Source organism: Croceicoccus naphthovorans, from assembly GCF_001028705.1.
In the GTDB taxonomy this organism is placed as follows: Bacteria; Pseudomonadota; Alphaproteobacteria; order Sphingomonadales; family Sphingomonadaceae; genus Croceicoccus; species Croceicoccus naphthovorans.
Genome location: NZ_CP011770.1, coordinates 2,362,373 through 2,377,905, shown reverse-complemented (window position 1 = coordinate 2,377,905; position 15,533 = coordinate 2,362,373). Strand labels below are relative to the sequence as shown.

The window sequence follows — 15,533 nt, the reverse complement described above, 5'->3', positions numbered from 1 at the left end:
TGGGCTCAGGCGGCGCGCACTTCCGCGACTTCGGGAACGTAGTGCTTCAAAAGTCCCTCGATCCCTTGCTTCAGCGTTGCGGTAGAAGACGGGCAGCCCGCACAGGCGCCCTGCATCGTCAAATAGACGATCCCTTCACGGAAACCGCGATAGATGATGTCACCGCCGTCACCCGCCACGGCAGGGCGAACGCGCGTTTCGATCAGGTCCTTGATCTGCGCCACCACGTCGGCGTCCGCCGGATCGTCGCCGATGTCATCCAGTTCATCCGGCACCGCGATCCCCGCGGCATCGCCCCCGGTGAACAGCGGCGCGCCCGATACGAAGTGGTCGAGCAGCACGGCCACGACCTGCGGTTTCAACGTCGGCCAGTCCGACCCCGGAGCGGCAGTCACCGAAACGAAGCTGGAGCCATAGAATACACCCGTCACGTCGCCGAGAGAGAAAAGCGCCGAAGCCAGCGGCGATATTTCCGCCGCCTCAGGGTCTGTAAATTCGCGCGTGCCGTCGGCCATCACCTGCCGTCCGGGCAGGAATTTCATGGTGGCGGGATTGGGCGTCGTTTCGGTCTCTATGAACATGGGTGCCGATGTAGGCCGCTTGGCCCGCCATTCAAGCCAATTTCGATTGCTTGATGGTGCGCTGAGGACCGCGATAACGACCATGTTCACTGGCGCTTCACCCTTGCGCCCCATATATGCGGGGCATGACCCGCACTTTTCGCACCGCGCCGCTGGCCGCGGTCCTCGCCGTTCTCCTCGTCTCGCCCGCCTATGCGCAGCCCGCCCCTTCGGCAGAGGCCGCCCGCGATTGGCCGCAGGTGGAACCGGACCGCCCGTGGATTTACCGCGGCAGCGATGTGCCGCCCGATCCCGAATGGCAGTTCGGAGAGCTTTCGAACGGATTGCGCTATGCCGTTCGCTTCAACGAAGTGCCGCAGGAGCAGCTGTCGATCCGCGTCCGCATCGACGCCGGTTCGCTGCACGAACGGGATGGCGAGCGCGGCTTTGCCCACTTGCTGGAACACCTGCTGTTTCGGGAATCGCGTTACCTGAAAGAGGGTGAGACGATCCCGAAATGGGAAAACCTTGGCGCGACATTCGGCAGCGACACCAATGCCGAAACCACGCCGACGCACACCGTCTACAAGCTGGACGTGCCCGACATGAACCCGACGAAGCTGGACGAGACGTTCAAGCTGCTGTCCGGCATGGTCGAAGGACCGACGCTGACCGAAAAGGGTGTGCGGACCGAAGTGCCGATCGTGCTCGCCGAAATGCGCGAACGGGGCGGCGCGGGCAAGCGCGTGGCCGATGCGACGCGCGAAACCTATTTCAACGGCATGAAGCTGGCGGTGCGTTCGCCCATCGGCACGGTAGAGACGCTGAACGCCGCCAATCAGCAGAATGTTCGCGCGTTCTACAACCGCTGGTACCGACCAGAAAACACGGTGATTACCGTTGCGGGCGATGTCGCCCCGGCGGTTATGGTCCAGATGCTGGAGAAATACTTCGGCGGCTGGAAGGGCAAGGGCGCGTGGACCCCCGCGCCCGATTTCGGCGATCCGGTGCCTGGTGCCAATGCCAAGGCGGCGGCGGGTGCCCTGGCCCCGGTAGACAAGTTGACCGTGCTGGACGAGCCGGACCTGCCGATCAGCATCAACTACGCGATCCTGCGTCCGTGGGAGAAGGTCGCGGATACGATCGAATATAACGAAGGGTTGCTGACCAATCAGCTGTCGATGGCGATCATCAACCGCCGTCTGGAAAACCGGGCGCGGGCGGGCGGCAGCTATTTGGCGGCGCAAGTCGGGCAGGACGATGTCAGCCGTTCCACCGATGCGACCTTCGTCTCGATCACGCCGCTGGGCGATGACTGGAAAGGCGCGCTGACCGACGTGCGCGCGGTGATCTCCGATGCGCTGGCCAACCCACCGGGCGAGGACGAGATCGCGCGCGAATTCGCCGAGTTCGAAAATGCCTTTCGCGTGGGCGTGGAAACGCAGGAAGTGCAGCAGGCCGCCGACCTTGCCAACAACGTGGTACAGGCGGTCGACATACGCGAAACCGTGGCTGCTCCGGATACGGTGCTGAAAGTGCTGAGCGGGATGCGCGGCAAGGTCACGCCCGATGCGATCCTGTCGCACACGCGCGCCCTGTTCACCGGCCCCGTCCTGCGCGGGGTGATGACCGTGCCGCAGGCAAGCATGGCAGACGAAGCCGCCTTCCGCGCCGCGATGGTCGCGCCGGTTCAGGCCGATGCTTCCGCCCGGGTGCAGGCCAAGGCGATTTCCTTTGCCGACCTGCCGTCGCTGGGCACACCGGGGACGGTCAGCGAAGCGGTGCCGACTGGCATTCTGGAGGTCGAGCGGCTCACGCTGTCCAACGGCACGAAGTTGCTAATCTGGCCAAACGATGCGGAACCGGGTCGCGTCAGCGTACGCGTGCGTTTCGGCGATGGGTACGAGGCGTTCGGCAAGGACGACGCGCCCTATATCGCGTTGGGCGAATTCGCGCTGATGGGCACGGGCATCGGTCCGCTGTCGCAGGACGATCTCGATCAGGTGTCGAACGGGCGCAAGATGGGCCTCGATTTCTCGATAGAGGACGGCGAGTTCGTGATGGGCGCGGAAACGCGTGCCGCCGATCTTGAGGATCAGCTCTATCTCTTCGCCGCAAAGTTGGCGACACCGCGTTGGGACGCGAATCCGGTGCTGCGCGCGAAGGCGGCGCTGGAGATGGGATACGATACCTATTCCACCAGCCCGAACGGCGTGATGCAGCGCGATCTGGAATATATCCTGCGCGGCAAGGACCCGCGCTTTGCAACGCCGACGCCAGCCGCGTTGAAAGCCGCCGACATGGCCGGGTTCCGCAAGGTTTGGGAGCCGATCCTTGCCAGCGGAGCGTTAGAGGTAGAGATTTTCGGCGACGTGCCGCGTGCCGACGCCATCGCGGCGGTTAACAAGACGTTTGGCGCGCTGGCCCCGCGTTCGGCAACAACGCCAAAGGCGGACTTGTCGAAGGTGCCCGCGCCGACGGCCGAACCGATTTTCTTGACCCATCGCGGCGATGCCAATCAGGCGGCGGCGGTAATCGGTTGGCCGACCGGGGGCGGACGTCAGGGCATTCAGGTGTCGCGCCAGCTCGAAATCCTGTCGCAGATCTTCAACAACCGCCTGTTCGACGCGATGCGGGAACGGCTAGGGGCCAGCTATGCCCCGAATGTCGGCTCCCGCTGGCCGCTGGATCGCAGCGATGGCGGCATGATCCTCGCCATGGCGCAGCTTCAGCCCGAAGCGGTGCCTGCTTTCTTTGAGGAATCGAAGAAGATCGCCGCCGATCTGGCCACCACGCCGCCCACCGCAGAAGAAGTCTCTCGCGTGACCGAACCCCTGCGCCAGCTGATCATGCGGGCGTCGTCGGGCAACGGCTTCTGGCTGCGTGAACTGGCGGGCAGTGCGGGCGATCCTTCGCGTCTGTCGGCGGTTCCGACCATCCTCGACGACTATTCGAAGACCACGCCAGAGGCGATGCAGATGCTGGCTCAGACGTTCCTTGCCAACGATCGGTCTTTCGAAGTCGCCATCGTGCCGGAGGAGCAGGGTCAATGAAGCCGATCACGCTGATCGCAATTCCTTGCGCCTGAAACCTTTGCAAATAGAGGTTCGCGGGCGTAAGGGCTGGGCCATTCCGACATTTCGGACTTTTATTGGAGCGCCGCCGGCGGGAATGGCGGCTCAGTCGATCAGACGCGGAGAGCGTAACGTGGCGAGTAACTGGAGCCCCGAGAGCTGGAAGTCCTTTGAAGGACGCCACCTGCCGGAATATGCGGACAAGGCCGCTTTGGCCTCTGTCGAAAAGCAGCTGGGCAGCTTTCCGCCGCTGGTCTTTGCCGGTGAAGCGCGTGCGCTGAAAGCCGATCTGGGCGAAGTTGCAAACGGTCGCGGCTTCCTGCTGCAAGGCGGCGATTGCGCCGAAAGCTTTGCTGAATTCCACCCCGACAACATCCGCGATACGTTCCGCGTGCTTCTGCAGATGGCCGTCGTGATGACTTTCGCCAGCAAGCAGCCGGTCGTGAAGGTTGGTCGCATGGCGGGCCAGTTCGCCAAACCGCGTTCGGCTCCGACCGAAAAGCAGGGCGACGTCGAGCTGCCGAGCTATTTCGGCGACAACATCAACGACATCAATTTCGAGGATGCGGGCCGTCAGCCCGACCCGGAACGCATGGTCCGTGCGTATAGCCAGGCAGCGGCGACGCTGAACCTGCTGCGTGCATTCGCGACCGGCGGCTACGCCAACCTGCGACAGGTCCACCAGTGGACGCTGGACCACATCGGTCGCAGCCCTTGGGGTGAGCGTTTCGCCCAGACCGCCGACCGTATCGGCGAGGCGCTGGACTTCATGGAAGCCTGCGGTGTGAACCCGGCGGAAGTGCCGCAGTTGCAGGGCACCAGCTTCTACACCAGCCACGAAGCGCTGCTGCTCCCGTACGAGCAGGCGATGACGCGCCGCGATTCGCTGACCGGCGACTGGTTCGACACCAGCGCGCACATGCTGTGGATCGGCGACCGCACCCGTTTCGAGGGATCGGCGCATGTCGAATACTTGCGCGGAGTCGGCAATCCGATCGGCATGAAGTGCGGGCCCAGCCTTGAACCGGACGCGCTGCTCAAGATGCTCGATACGCTGAATCCGGGGCGCGAGGCGGGTCGCATTACGCTGATCAGCCGCTTCGGGCACGATAAGGTCGAGGCGGGGCTGGCCCCACTGGTTCGTGCGGTGAAACGCGAAGGGCACCCGGTCGTCTGGTCGTGCGACCCGATGCACGGCAACGTGATCAAGGCGGCTTCGGGCCTGAAGACCCGTCCGTTCGAGCGGATCCTGTCGGAAGTGAAGGGCTTCTTCGCGGTCCACCGCGCAGAGGGCACCCATGCCGGCGGTATCCATATCGAAATGACCGGGCAGGACGTGACCGAGTGCACTGGCGGCGCGGTTGCGATCACCGACGAGGGATTGTCCGACCGCTATCGCACCCACTGCGATCCGCGTCTGAACGGGGCGCAGTCGATCGAGCTGGCGTTCCTGCTGGCCGAGGAACTCAACCTCGAAGCGGCGGGCCGGAAGGCGGAAGCGGCCTGAGATTCAGCGGCTTGCGCCGAGGTTTATTTCGGCCCGACGCGCAACCGTAACCGATCTCGTGCATTAAGTGGGCATGGAGAATGCCCACCGCACGGTCGCGGACCATACGCCGACCGCTTCCTTTGCCGATCAGTTCCGCCGCGCCCGCGCGCTGAGCGAGGCATTGGCCGCCCCCCTGTCGGACGCCGACGCCACGATCCAGTCGATGGAAGATGCGAGCCCCGCAAAGTGGCATCTGGCGCATACGACGTGGTTTTTCGAAACCTTCCTGCTGCGCGACAGGCTGGCAGGTTACACGCTCTATGATGAGCAATTCCCGTTTCTTTTCAACTCGTATTACGAGGCGGAAGGCGCGCGGATTGCCCGCTTTTCGCGCGGAATGCTTTCGCGCCCGACGCTTGACGACGTGTTGGGCTATCGCCGTGCCGTCAGCGAAGCGATGGAGCCGCTACTCGACCGAGCGGATTGCGCCGACCTGATTGCGCTGGGCATTGCGCATGAGCAGCAGCATCAGGAATTGCTGCTGACCGACATCAAGCACGCGCTATTCCAGAACCCGCTGGGCCCCGCAATGTTCGCGCCTGTCGTCCGCGCACGCCAAGCGCAGGCGGCGGGATGGTTCGAACATCCGGGCGGTATTGCGCTGATCGGGCATGACGGCGACGGGTTTGCCTTCGACAACGAGGCCCCGCGTCATCGCGTCCTGCTCGAACCCTTTGCGCTGTCGCGGGGCCTCATCACCAATCGCGACTGGCAGGCGTTCATCGACGATGGCGGCTATCGCAATGCTGTGCTGTGGCTGTCCGACGGATGGGCATGGGTGCAGGGCGAGGGTATCGAAGCGCCGCTGTACTGGCATGGCGAGGAACAGTTTACCCACGCCGGATGGCAGGTGCGCGATCCCGATGCACCGGTCACGCATATCTCGTACTTTGAAGCAGATGCCTTCGCCTCATGGGCGGGCCATCGCCTGCCGACCGAGTTCGAGTGGGAAGCAATCGCCGCAGCGGGGGACCCTGCTGAGGGCGACCAGGTCGACCAAGCCGCACCGATCCTGCCCCGCGCCACCACATCGCTGTTTGGATCGTGCTGGCAATGGACGCGCAGCGCGTATCTTCCATATCCCCGCTTTCGGCCTGCCGAGGGTGCGGTGGGCGAATACAACGGTAAGTTCATGTCCGGCCAGTTCGTGCTGAAAGGGGCGTCCTGCGCCACTGCGCGCGGACATTCGCGGGCGAGCTATCGCAATTTTTTCTACCCGCACCAGCGCTGGCAATTCACCGGCCTGCGGCTCGCCAAGGATATTTAGCCAATGCCAGTGACCGAAGCCGTACGGATCGTCGACGAGGACGATAGCGGGATCGACCGCGCCTTTCGCCGGGATGTCCTGCAGGGTCTTTCGCAGCGTCAGAAGGCGGTGCCCGCGCGGTGGTTTTACGACGAACGCGGATCGCAACTCTTCGAGGACATAACCGGCCTCGATGAATATTACCCGACCCGCGCCGAAACAGAGATCCTGCGCGACAATGCCGCCGCCTTCGCCGATGCGATCGGACCGGGCAGCGCGGTTGTGGAGTTCGGTTCGGGCAGTTCGGCCAAGACCCCGCTGCTGTTGGCGGCTATCGCGCCCGCTGCCTATGTGCCAATCGATATTTCGGGCGAATTTCTGCGCGCCTCGGCGGATCAGCTTTCCGCCAAGTTCCCCGGCCTTCCCGTCTGCCCGGTAGAGGCGGATTTCATGCGCAAAGTGACGATGCCCGATGCCATCGCCGGGACGCCGCGCCTCGGTTTCTTTCCTGGCTCCACCATCGGCAACATGGTTCCGCGCTCGGCCGTCGACATGCTGCGCGAAATGCGCGAAACACTATGCGACAAAACCGATGCCCCGGCCAAACTGCTGATCGGGATGGACCGGGTGAAGGAAACGGCCGTGCTGGAGGCCGCCTATGACGATGCGCGCGGCGTGACTGCCGATTTCAATCTCAACCTGCTCTACCGGATCAACCGCGAACTGGATGGAACGGTGCCGGTCGAATCATTCGCCCATCGCGCAATCTGGAACGACGAGATTGCCCGGATCGAGATGCATCTGGAGGCGGAGCGAGACGTGGCCTTTACCGTCTGCGACCAACGCTTCGTGATGAAAAAGGGTGAAACGATCCACACCGAAAACAGCCACAAGTATACGAAGCGCAGCGCCAATGCCCTGCTGCTGGCGGGCGGTTGGACGCCGATCCGGCACTGGCGCGATGCGCAGGATCGTTTCATGCTGATCCTGGCCGAGGCAAGCGAATTGCGTATGGCGCCCTGATCGCGGCGACGGATAGCCGTTTTGCACCTGCGAACACTTGCGGTTTGCGCCTATCGCGGCTAACCGCAGCCCTCCCTTAGCGGGTCCGCAATCAGGCGGGCGTTTCCGCGCGAATATTGGCAGCGAGTTAGTGCAATGGGTTACCGGGTAGTCGTCGTCGGTGCGACCGGGAATGTCGGTCGTGAAATGCTCACCATCCTTTCGGAGCGTGAATTCCCGATTGACGAGATTGCCGCCGTTGCCTCGTCGCGGTCGCAGGGTACAGAAATCGAGTTCGGCGAAACCGGCAAGATGCTGAAGTGCAAGAATATCGAGCATTTCGACTTCACCGGATGGGACATTGCCCTGTTTGCCGCAGGATCGGGTCCGACCGAAATCTATGCGCCCAAGGCCGCTGCGGCGGGCTGCGTCGTGATCGACAACTCGTCGCTCTATCGCATGGATCCGGACGTGCCGCTGATCGTGCCCGAGGTGAACCCGGACGCAATCGACGGCTACACGAAGAAGAACATCATCGCGAATCCCAACTGCTCGACCGCGCAGATGGTCGTTGCACTGAAGCCGCTGCACGATGTTGCCAAGATCAAGCGCGTCGTCGTCGCCACGTACCAGTCGGTTTCCGGCGCGGGCAAGGCGGGCATGGATGAACTGTTTGAGCAGAGCCGCGCGATCTTTGTTGGCGATCAGGTCGAACCGCGCAAGTTCACCAAGCAGATTGCCTTCAACGTCATCCCGCACATCGACGTCTTTCTTGAAGACGGTTCCACCAAGGAAGAGTGGAAGATGGTGGCCGAGACGAAGAAGATCCTCGACCCCAAGGTCAAGGTCCACGCCACGTGCGTGCGCGTGCCGGTTTTCGTCGGCCATTCGGAATCGCTGAACATCGAGTTCGAGGAAGAGCTGGGCTGGGAACAGGCGCAGGATATCCTTCGTGAAGCGCCGGGCGTGATGCTCGTCGACAAGCGTGAGGACGAAGGGTACGTCACCCCGGTCGAGTGCGTGGGTGACTATGCCACCTTCGTCAGCCGCGTGCGCGACGATCCAACGGTCGACAACGGCCTTGCGCTGTGGTGCGTTTCGGACAACCTGCGCAAGGGTGCGGCGCTGAACGCGGTGCAGATCGCGGAACTGCTGGGCCGTCGCCACCTCAAGAAGGGCTGATGACCGCTCCGATCCTCGAACACGTCACGGCGGTGGACGGCACGAAGCTGGCCGTCCACCGCCTTGGCGCGGGGCGGCCGGTGGTTATGCTGCACGGGCTGTTCTCCAGCGCGGAGGTCAACTGGATCAAGTTCGGCACGGCGCAGAAGGTCGCCGATGCCGGGTTCGACGTGATCATGCCCGACCTGCGGGCGCATGGCCTGTCTGAGGCTCCGCATGGTGAGTATTCTTCGGCGGTGCTGGTCGACGATCTGAAGGACGTGATCGCGCACTATCAGTTGAGCGGTTTCGACCTCGTCGGCTTCTCTCTTGGCGCTCGGACGGTGCTGAACGCTGTGCTGGCGGGCGTGCAGCCGGAACGGCTGGCAGTCGTCGGCATGGGCTGGGAAGGGCTGGTCGGCTGGGACAAGCGGATCGCGTTCTTCGTCGATGCCATCGACCGGTTCGATGATATCCGAATGGGCGATCCGGCGTTCTTCGCGGTTTCGTTCATGAAGACCCAGAAAGTCGACCGCGCCGCCGCCCGCGCCCTCCTGACCTCGCTTTCGGGCACCGACCTTTCCAACCTTTCTGCGGTGACAATGCCGACCAAAGTCATCAATGGCGCGAAGGACAACGACAACGGTTCGGCCCAGACGCTGGTCGAAAAGCTGCCCAACGCCACCTATGCCGAGATTCCCGGTACGCACATGAGTTGTGTGTCCGAACCCGCGCTGGGCGAAACCTTGGTCGAATTTCTCTCCCGCTAGGTCACCGAAACGGCGGCTCGTTGAACGCGCGCAGCTTGCGGCTGTGCAGGCGTTCACCCTCGGCCCGCAGTAATTCGCAGGACCGGATGCCAATCTGCAAGTGGCTGGCGATCGCCTCTTCATAGAACCGGTTCGCTTGTCCCGGCAGCTTCAACTCGCCGTGGATCGGTTTGTCCGAAACGCAGAGCAACGTCCCGTAGGGCACGCGGAACCGATACCCCTGCGCTGCGATGGTGGCGCTTTCCATGTCGATCCCAACTGCGCGGGACAGCGACAGGCGATGCCCCGTCTTGGTGATGCGCAGTTCCCAGTTGCGGTCGTCTGTCGTCACCACCGTGCCCGTCCGCATCCGCCGCTTCAGGTCCGCGCCCGCGGTGCCGCTGATCTCCTCCGCCGCCCCGGCCAGCGCCTGCTGCACCTCCGCAATCGCGGGCAGGGGGATTTCAGGTGGCAGCACCGAATCCAGCACGTGATCGTCGCGCAGATAGGCGTGGGCCAGCACGTAATCGCCGATCTTCTGGCTGGGCCGCAAACCACCGCAGTGGCCGATCATCAACCACGCCTCTGGCCGCAGGACCGCGAGGTGGTCGGTAATCGTCTTTGCGTTCGACGGCCCGACGCCGATATTGACCAGTGTGATCCCGGTCCGGTCTGGCGCGACGAGGTGGTAGGCAGGCATCTGGTGCCGCCGCCACGCGGTGTCGGACAGGCGCGCACGCGCGTTCTCGGTCCTCTCGGTCAGCATCAGGCCACCAGCTCCGGCCAACGCCGTAAATCGCCCGTCTCCAAGCTGTTCACCCGCCCAGTCCACGAATTCGTCGACATAGCGGTGATAGTTGGTGAACAGGATGAACCGTTGGCAGTGATCCGGATTGGTGCCGGTGTAGTGCTCCAGCCGGGCAAGGCTGAAATCGGTGCGCAGCGCGTCGAACAGTGACAAGGGCATGGCTCCGCCAGCCTTCCCGATGTCGATCCCGTCGGCCAGTTCGTCGCCGATCAGCGACAGCTCGGTCGCCGGGAAATGGCGCGCCAGATCCAGCGGGCTGACCCCGGCCAGAACCGCGCCAGCCTCTCCGTCGACGACATAGGGAAACGGGATTTCCTGCCGCGAGCGACCGACGTCGATTTCTACATTGTAGTCCGCGATCAGCAGCGAGAGCTGCTCTGCCAGATAGGGCCCGAACAGGCGCGGGCGGGTGATCGTGGTCGCATACTGGCCGGGCCGCGTCAGCCGTCCGAAAGCGCGCGATACCGGGGGCGGGGCGTCGCTCTCGCGGAAATTCAGGCGCAGTTCGGGATAGGCATATGTACCGTCGGTGCGGCGTTCGGCTGCGGGGCGGGTGCCGTCGGCGGCAAAGGCCAACAGGTCGGTGCGCAGCGCGGCGCGTGCCTCGTCATAGATGCGGGTCAGTTCCGCCAGGATCTGCGTGGTGTCTTTCATGGACAGGAGTTAGCGCCTGTTGCGCGACTTTTCAAAGACGGCGCACGCGGTTTCGCGCTGGAAGTTGACAAAGTTGACACACAGCTTTGGAAAATCCGATCGATCAGAATTGCAGGTTTGATCGATAGGGGCGATTACACGGAAGGCGGGCGTTCGGAGTGTCATGCCCATCGTCATAGAGCGGCACCGACCCTGTAGGAAAATCCCGATTTTGGCCCTTGGCGCGGCCTCCTAACCAGCCTAACGGCGGCGGCGATGCGACGTGCGCTTCGCCTTCACCGCCCCGGGGCATGCGTCTGGCTTTTGCTGGTCGCTACGCTGTTCATGCGCGCGGTCATGCCCGCCGGATACATGGCCGAGGCAAAGGGCGGCTCCATCGTCGTCGATATCTGTAATTCCGACGCGACGTGGCGCATTCCGCTGCCCGCCAAGAAAAGCGACGATCACGCCAAGCAGCAGGCCCCTTGCGCCTTCGCCGGGTTTGCCCATGCCGCATTGACCATGCCCGATGTGCCGACCGTTTCCGCGGTTGCCCCGGCGCAGGAGGTTCAGCCGCGCCTTGCGGGCAAGGTTCTGGTCACTCGGCACTATTGGTTCGTACCCCCGGCCACGGGGCCACCTCTGACTGTCTGATCCATGCTGGGCTGCGTTTCTTGCGGCCCGACCAATGCGAATACAGACAGGAAATTTCGACAATGAAAGAATACATTACGGGCGGCGCATGTGCGCTGCTCGCCACCTTGCCCGCGCCTGCTGCGCTGGCCGAAACCGCAACCTTGGCCGAAACCTCAACTGTGGCCGATGCGGGCGAAGGCGATCCCATCGTCGTCGAAACCGCACTGATGCATCCCACCGCGGGCCTGATGCATGACCATATGCACGACGGGGGCGAGGCGATGATCGGCCTGCGCTTCGAACGGCGGCGCTATTCGGGTGCGAACGTCGCGGGCACCGATACGCTGACCGATGCAGAGGTGCTGGCCGCCGGATATGGTGCGCGGGCCAGGACCATGGAGATGGACATGATCATGCTCGACCTGATGGTCGCGCCTTCGGACAAGGTCACGCTGATGGTGATGCCGCACTACATGTGGCACCGCATGGAGATGGTGGGCATCGATCCGATGGCGGGCATGCCGATGGAAGGCGAAATGGACCACCATCACGGCATGGCGCTTGGCTATGGCGAAGTGCATGAGCATGCGGCCGAAGGGTTTGGCGATACGCTGGTTTCCGCCTCGTACACCTTGGCCAAGACCCATGCATTCCGCGCCCATGCGACGTTGGGGCTGTGGGTGCCGACCGGATCGGTCGAGAAGAAAAACGCCGATGGGACCTATGTCCATTACGGTATGCAGCCGGGCAGCGGGACCTGGGATCTCGAACCTTCGTTGACCGTATCGGGCACTACCGGCGCGGTCGGTTGGGGCGGGCAGGCGGCCTATCGCTGGCGCACCGCAGAGTTCAACGATGCGGGCTTTTCCTTTGGCGACCGGTTTCAGGCCAGCGGATGGACCAGCTATCGCCTGAGCGCGTCGCTGGGTGCGGTCGCGCGGGTCGAGTATGTGCACGAAGGACAGGTGCTGGGCCACTACGACGGGCCGCATGCGCATACCTCACCTGCGAATTTTCAGCAGAACTATGGCGGCGATACCGTGTCGGTGGGGCTGGGCGCGAACTGGCTGCTGCCGGTGGGTGAGCGCGCGCCGCAATTGTCGGCGGAATTCGCGCTGCCGGTGCATCAGGACCTGAACGGCGTGCAACTGCCGCAAGACTGGCGCCTGTCGGTCGGGCTTAGCCAGACGTTCTGATACGAAAAGGGCGCGGGTGGCAGATGCCGCCCGCGCCCGAATTCGTCAGCGCCGATTGCGCGAAGTGGCTTACGCCTCTTCCTCGCCCTCTGCCGCGTCGTCCTCGATCGCGATTTCGCCGGGTTCGGCGTTCGGATCGAAGGCCTCGGTAAAGCCGCCCTTGTCCTGCGACTCTTCTTCGAACATCGCGGCCAGAACGTCGACGCCCTGGCTCTGCAGTTCGGCTTCGTCGTCGCTGCGGGCGACGTTGGCCTTGATGGTCACGCGCACTTCGGGGTGAAGCGCAACGGTCACGTCGAACATGCCGATGGTCTTGATGGGCGCGCCCATGATGACCTGCTTCTTGTCGACGTCGAAGCCCTTGTCCTTCAGCGCGATGGTCACGTCGCGGACGTTGACCGAGCCATAAAGCTGACCGGCGTTCGACGCGGCGCGGATCAGGGTGATCTCGGTACCGTCGAGCTTTTCGCCAGCAGCCTGCGCGTCGGTGCGACGCTCGGCGTTTTCGGCTTCAAGACGGTCACGATTGGCTTCGAAGACCTTCTTGTTGGTTTCGTTGGCGCGCAGCGCCTTCTTCTCGGGAAGAAGGTAGTTGCGGGCATAGCCGTCCTTCACGGTGACGACGTCACCGATCGAGCCCAGCTTCTCGATGCGTTCGAGCAGGATGATATCCATGTGTCCGCTCCTTACTTGACGATGTAGGGCAGCAGGCCGATGTGGCGTGCGCGCTTGATCGCCTTGGACAGCTCACGCTGCTTCTTGGCGGAAACGGCGGTGATGCGGCTCGGCACGATCTTGCCACGTTCGGACATAAAGCCCTGAAGCAGGCGAACGTCCTTGTAGTCGATCGCGGGCGCATTCTTGGCCGAGAACGGGCAGGATTTGCGGCGGCGGAAAAACGGGCGGGCCATCAGCGATCTCCCCGGCGGCCGCGGCGTTCGCGGTCGTTCTTGCGCATCATGACCGACTGGCCTTCCTCATGCTCTTCGACCTTGATGGTCATATAGCGGATGACGTCTTCGTTGATGCGGGTCTGGCGCTCCAGCTCTGCAACGACGCCGGCAGGGGCATCGATATTGAGCATGACGAAGTGCGCCTTGCGGTTGCGGTCGATCTTGTAGGCCAGGTTCTTCAGGCCCCAGGTCTCCATCTTGGTGACCTTGCCTTCGTTCGCCTCGACGATCTCTGTTGCGGTGTTCGCAAGCGCGTCGACCTGAGACTGGCTCAGGTCCTGGCGCGCCAGGAACACATGCTCATAAAGCGGCATGCGTTTCGCGTCCTTGTACTTACTGCCGATCGGCTGACCTTTGCACCGGATGTGCAAGGCCCCTCCGGCCTTCTGCATTCCCCTGCGGACAGCACGGGAAGCCGCGCGCATAGCGGATTGGGCGGGGAATGCAAGGGGAAGTGGGTGGAGGCCCTCGGACCGCGGGTCATGTCCGGGGTAACGATTAGGCGCTGAGCCGCCCCAGCACACTTTTCGCAAAAACCGTCAGCGTATCGTCTCGCGCGCCCATCACCGCCACGCGGTCGCCGGGGAGGGCGATTTCCGCGATCCGGTCGCCGCAGGCCTCGCGCGAAGGGATATGTTCGGCCCCGACGCCTCCGCCCCCGGCTGCGTCCTCGATCCATTGGCACAGTTCGGCGCTGCCGACGCTCTTGTCCGTTGTTCCGCCAAAATAGACCGGGTCGCACAGGATCACGCGATCGTCGGGCAGAAGCTCCTCGGCAAAGACGTCTGCCAGTTCGCGGCCCATCTGCCGCAGGGGGCTAAATCCGTGCGGCTGAAAGAACGCGATGATGCGGCCCGGATGGGTGCGCAGTGTGCGGAGGGTGGCGCGGACCTTGTCGGGGTTGTGGCCGAAATCGTCGATCACCGCGATGCCCGACGGGCTGGTGCCGAGCACGTCGAACCGCCGCGCCAGACCCGCGAATGTGCCCAGAGCCGCGACCGCATCCCCCACCGGCACGCCCGCGCAAACCGCCCCGGCAATCGCGGCCAGCGCATTCGACAGGTTGTGGCGGCCCGGTACGTTCAGCAGCAGCGGATATTCGCTGCCGTCATGCCGGTCGATCACCGTCGCGGCCTGTCGCACCGGTCCGTCGGCGATGGAGCCGGGGACCACGCCGATCTGCGCGCGCGGTTCGTCGATCCCGAAGGTCAGCGCCTGTTTCGCGCGGGGCAGCAGGGCCAGCGCCTCCGGATCGTCGGCGTTGATCGCGGCAACCTCGCTGGCGGCGAGGAAATCGCCGAACAAAACGCGCAATTCGTCCATCGATTTGTGGTCGAGCGTGACGTTGAGCAATACCGCTACGCTCGGGCGGTAGAGCGCGATCGACCCGTCGCTCTCGTCCACTTCGCTAACGAATACTCCGCCGCGACCGGCGCGCGCGCTAGCGAAGGGCACGTCGGGCGCGACGAAATTCTTCATCACCGCGCCGTTCATGATCGTGGGGTCTGTGCCCGCGCGGTCCATGATCCAGCCGGTCATGCCCGTGACCGTCGATTTGCCGCTGGTCCCGCCGATGGCGATGGATTTCGGCGCGGCGTTGAACAGGGCGGAGAGCAGTTCGGCCCGGCTGGCGCGCAGGCAGCCCAGTTCTTTCGCCCGCGCCACTTCGGGCACGGTGTCCTCGATCGCGGCACTGGCGACCAACACCTGATCGCCGCTCGTCACGCCGCTGCCGTCTTGCGGGAATAGCGCAATGCCCTGATGTTCCAGCCACGCGAACTTTTCGGCGCTGCGCCCCTGATCGCGGCTGCGGTCAGATCCGGCGATTATCGCCCCGCGCGCGTTCAGGATGCAGGCGAGGGGGAGCATACCCGATCCGCCGATCCCGCAGAAGAAGAACGGGCGGCCAGAGAGGTCGGTGCATTGGGAAAAGGGTGCGTCGGTCATTGCCGCCTGTGGCTATTGC

The 15,533-nt window shown here is 63.8% G+C and carries 14 protein-coding genes; 8 read left to right on the top strand and 6 right to left on the bottom strand.

The window, feature by feature from the left end; genetic code table 11:
- Positions 1-5 precede the first annotated feature (5 nt).
- Positions 6-581: a NifU family protein gene (locus AB433_RS11940; protein ID WP_047821208.1), complete on the bottom strand. Its 576-nt coding sequence runs from the start codon at positions 579-581 to the stop codon at positions 6-8.
- A gap of 125 nt (positions 582-706) precedes the next feature.
- Between AB433_RS11940 and AB433_RS11935 the strand changes: the two genes are divergently transcribed.
- The 6 genes from AB433_RS11935 (at position 707) to AB433_RS11910 (ending at position 9,362) form a co-directional block, all read left to right on the top strand.
- Positions 707-3,613 carry a M16 family metallopeptidase gene (locus AB433_RS11935; protein ID WP_047821206.1) on the top strand — a complete coding sequence of 969 codons (2,907 nt, stop codon included), beginning with the start codon at positions 707-709 and terminating at the stop codon, positions 3,611-3,613.
- A 154-nt stretch (positions 3,614-3,767) separates the two neighbouring features.
- Complete coding sequence (locus AB433_RS11930) at positions 3,768-5,141, top strand: class II 3-deoxy-7-phosphoheptulonate synthase (protein ID WP_047823977.1); 1,374 nt, start codon at positions 3,768-3,770, stop codon at positions 5,139-5,141.
- 73 nt (positions 5,142-5,214) lie between these two features.
- Positions 5,215-6,450: an ergothioneine biosynthesis protein EgtB gene (egtB, locus tag AB433_RS11925; RefSeq protein WP_047821203.1), complete on the top strand. Its 1,236-nt coding sequence runs from the start codon at positions 5,215-5,217 to the stop codon at positions 6,448-6,450.
- 3 nt (positions 6,451-6,453) lie between these two features.
- Positions 6,454-7,452 carry an L-histidine N(alpha)-methyltransferase gene (egtD, locus tag AB433_RS11920; protein WP_047821201.1) on the top strand — a complete coding sequence of 333 codons (999 nt, stop codon included), beginning with the start codon at positions 6,454-6,456 and terminating at the stop codon, positions 7,450-7,452.
- Positions 7,453-7,587: 135 nt separating this feature from the next.
- Complete coding sequence (locus tag AB433_RS11915; RefSeq protein ID WP_047821199.1) at positions 7,588-8,613, top strand: aspartate-semialdehyde dehydrogenase; 1,026 nt, start codon at positions 7,588-7,590, stop codon at positions 8,611-8,613.
- Complete coding sequence (locus tag AB433_RS11910) at positions 8,613-9,362, top strand: alpha/beta fold hydrolase (RefSeq protein ID WP_047821197.1); 750 nt, start codon at positions 8,613-8,615, stop codon at positions 9,360-9,362. The genes AB433_RS11915 and AB433_RS11910 overlap by 1 nt, the downstream gene beginning before the upstream one ends.
- A 1-nt stretch (position 9,363) precedes the next feature.
- Here AB433_RS11910 and AB433_RS11905 read toward each other — a convergent pair whose 3' ends face one another.
- Positions 9,364-10,803: an AMP nucleosidase gene (locus AB433_RS11905; RefSeq protein WP_047821195.1), complete on the bottom strand. Its 1,440-nt coding sequence runs from the start codon at positions 10,801-10,803 to the stop codon at positions 9,364-9,366.
- A gap of 255 nt (positions 10,804-11,058) precedes the next feature.
- On the opposite strand from AB433_RS11905, the gene AB433_RS11900 reads away from it, so the two are divergent.
- The gene (locus AB433_RS11900) at positions 11,059-11,436 is read left to right on the top strand and encodes a DUF2946 family protein (protein ID WP_047821193.1); all 378 of its coding nucleotides are present in this window, start codon (positions 11,059-11,061) and stop codon (positions 11,434-11,436) included.
- 62 nt (positions 11,437-11,498) lie between these two features.
- Complete coding sequence (locus AB433_RS11895) at positions 11,499-12,614, top strand: transporter family protein (protein ID WP_047821191.1); 1,116 nt, start codon at positions 11,499-11,501, stop codon at positions 12,612-12,614.
- A 69-nt stretch (positions 12,615-12,683) separates the two neighbouring features.
- On the opposite strand, the gene rplI is transcribed toward AB433_RS11895, so the two are convergent.
- From rplI to AB433_RS11875, 4 genes are all read right to left on the bottom strand, one after another.
- On the bottom strand, positions 12,684-13,289 hold the full coding sequence (rplI, locus tag AB433_RS11890) for a 50S ribosomal protein L9 (RefSeq protein ID WP_047821190.1): 606 nt from the start codon (positions 13,287-13,289) through the stop codon (positions 12,684-12,686).
- Between the two features lie 11 nt (positions 13,290-13,300).
- Positions 13,301-13,525, bottom strand: coding sequence for a 30S ribosomal protein S18 (gene rpsR, locus AB433_RS11885; RefSeq protein WP_047821188.1), 225 nt, complete (start codon positions 13,523-13,525; stop codon positions 13,301-13,303).
- Complete coding sequence (gene rpsF, locus AB433_RS11880; protein WP_047823974.1) at positions 13,525-13,881, bottom strand: 30S ribosomal protein S6; 357 nt, start codon at positions 13,879-13,881, stop codon at positions 13,525-13,527. The genes rpsR and rpsF overlap by 1 nt, the downstream gene beginning before the upstream one ends.
- A 184-nt stretch (positions 13,882-14,065) precedes the next feature.
- The gene (locus AB433_RS11875) at positions 14,066-15,514 is read right to left on the bottom strand and encodes a glutamate ligase domain-containing protein (RefSeq protein WP_047821186.1); all 1,449 of its coding nucleotides are present in this window, start codon (positions 15,512-15,514) and stop codon (positions 14,066-14,068) included.
- Positions 15,515-15,533 lie beyond the last annotated feature (19 nt).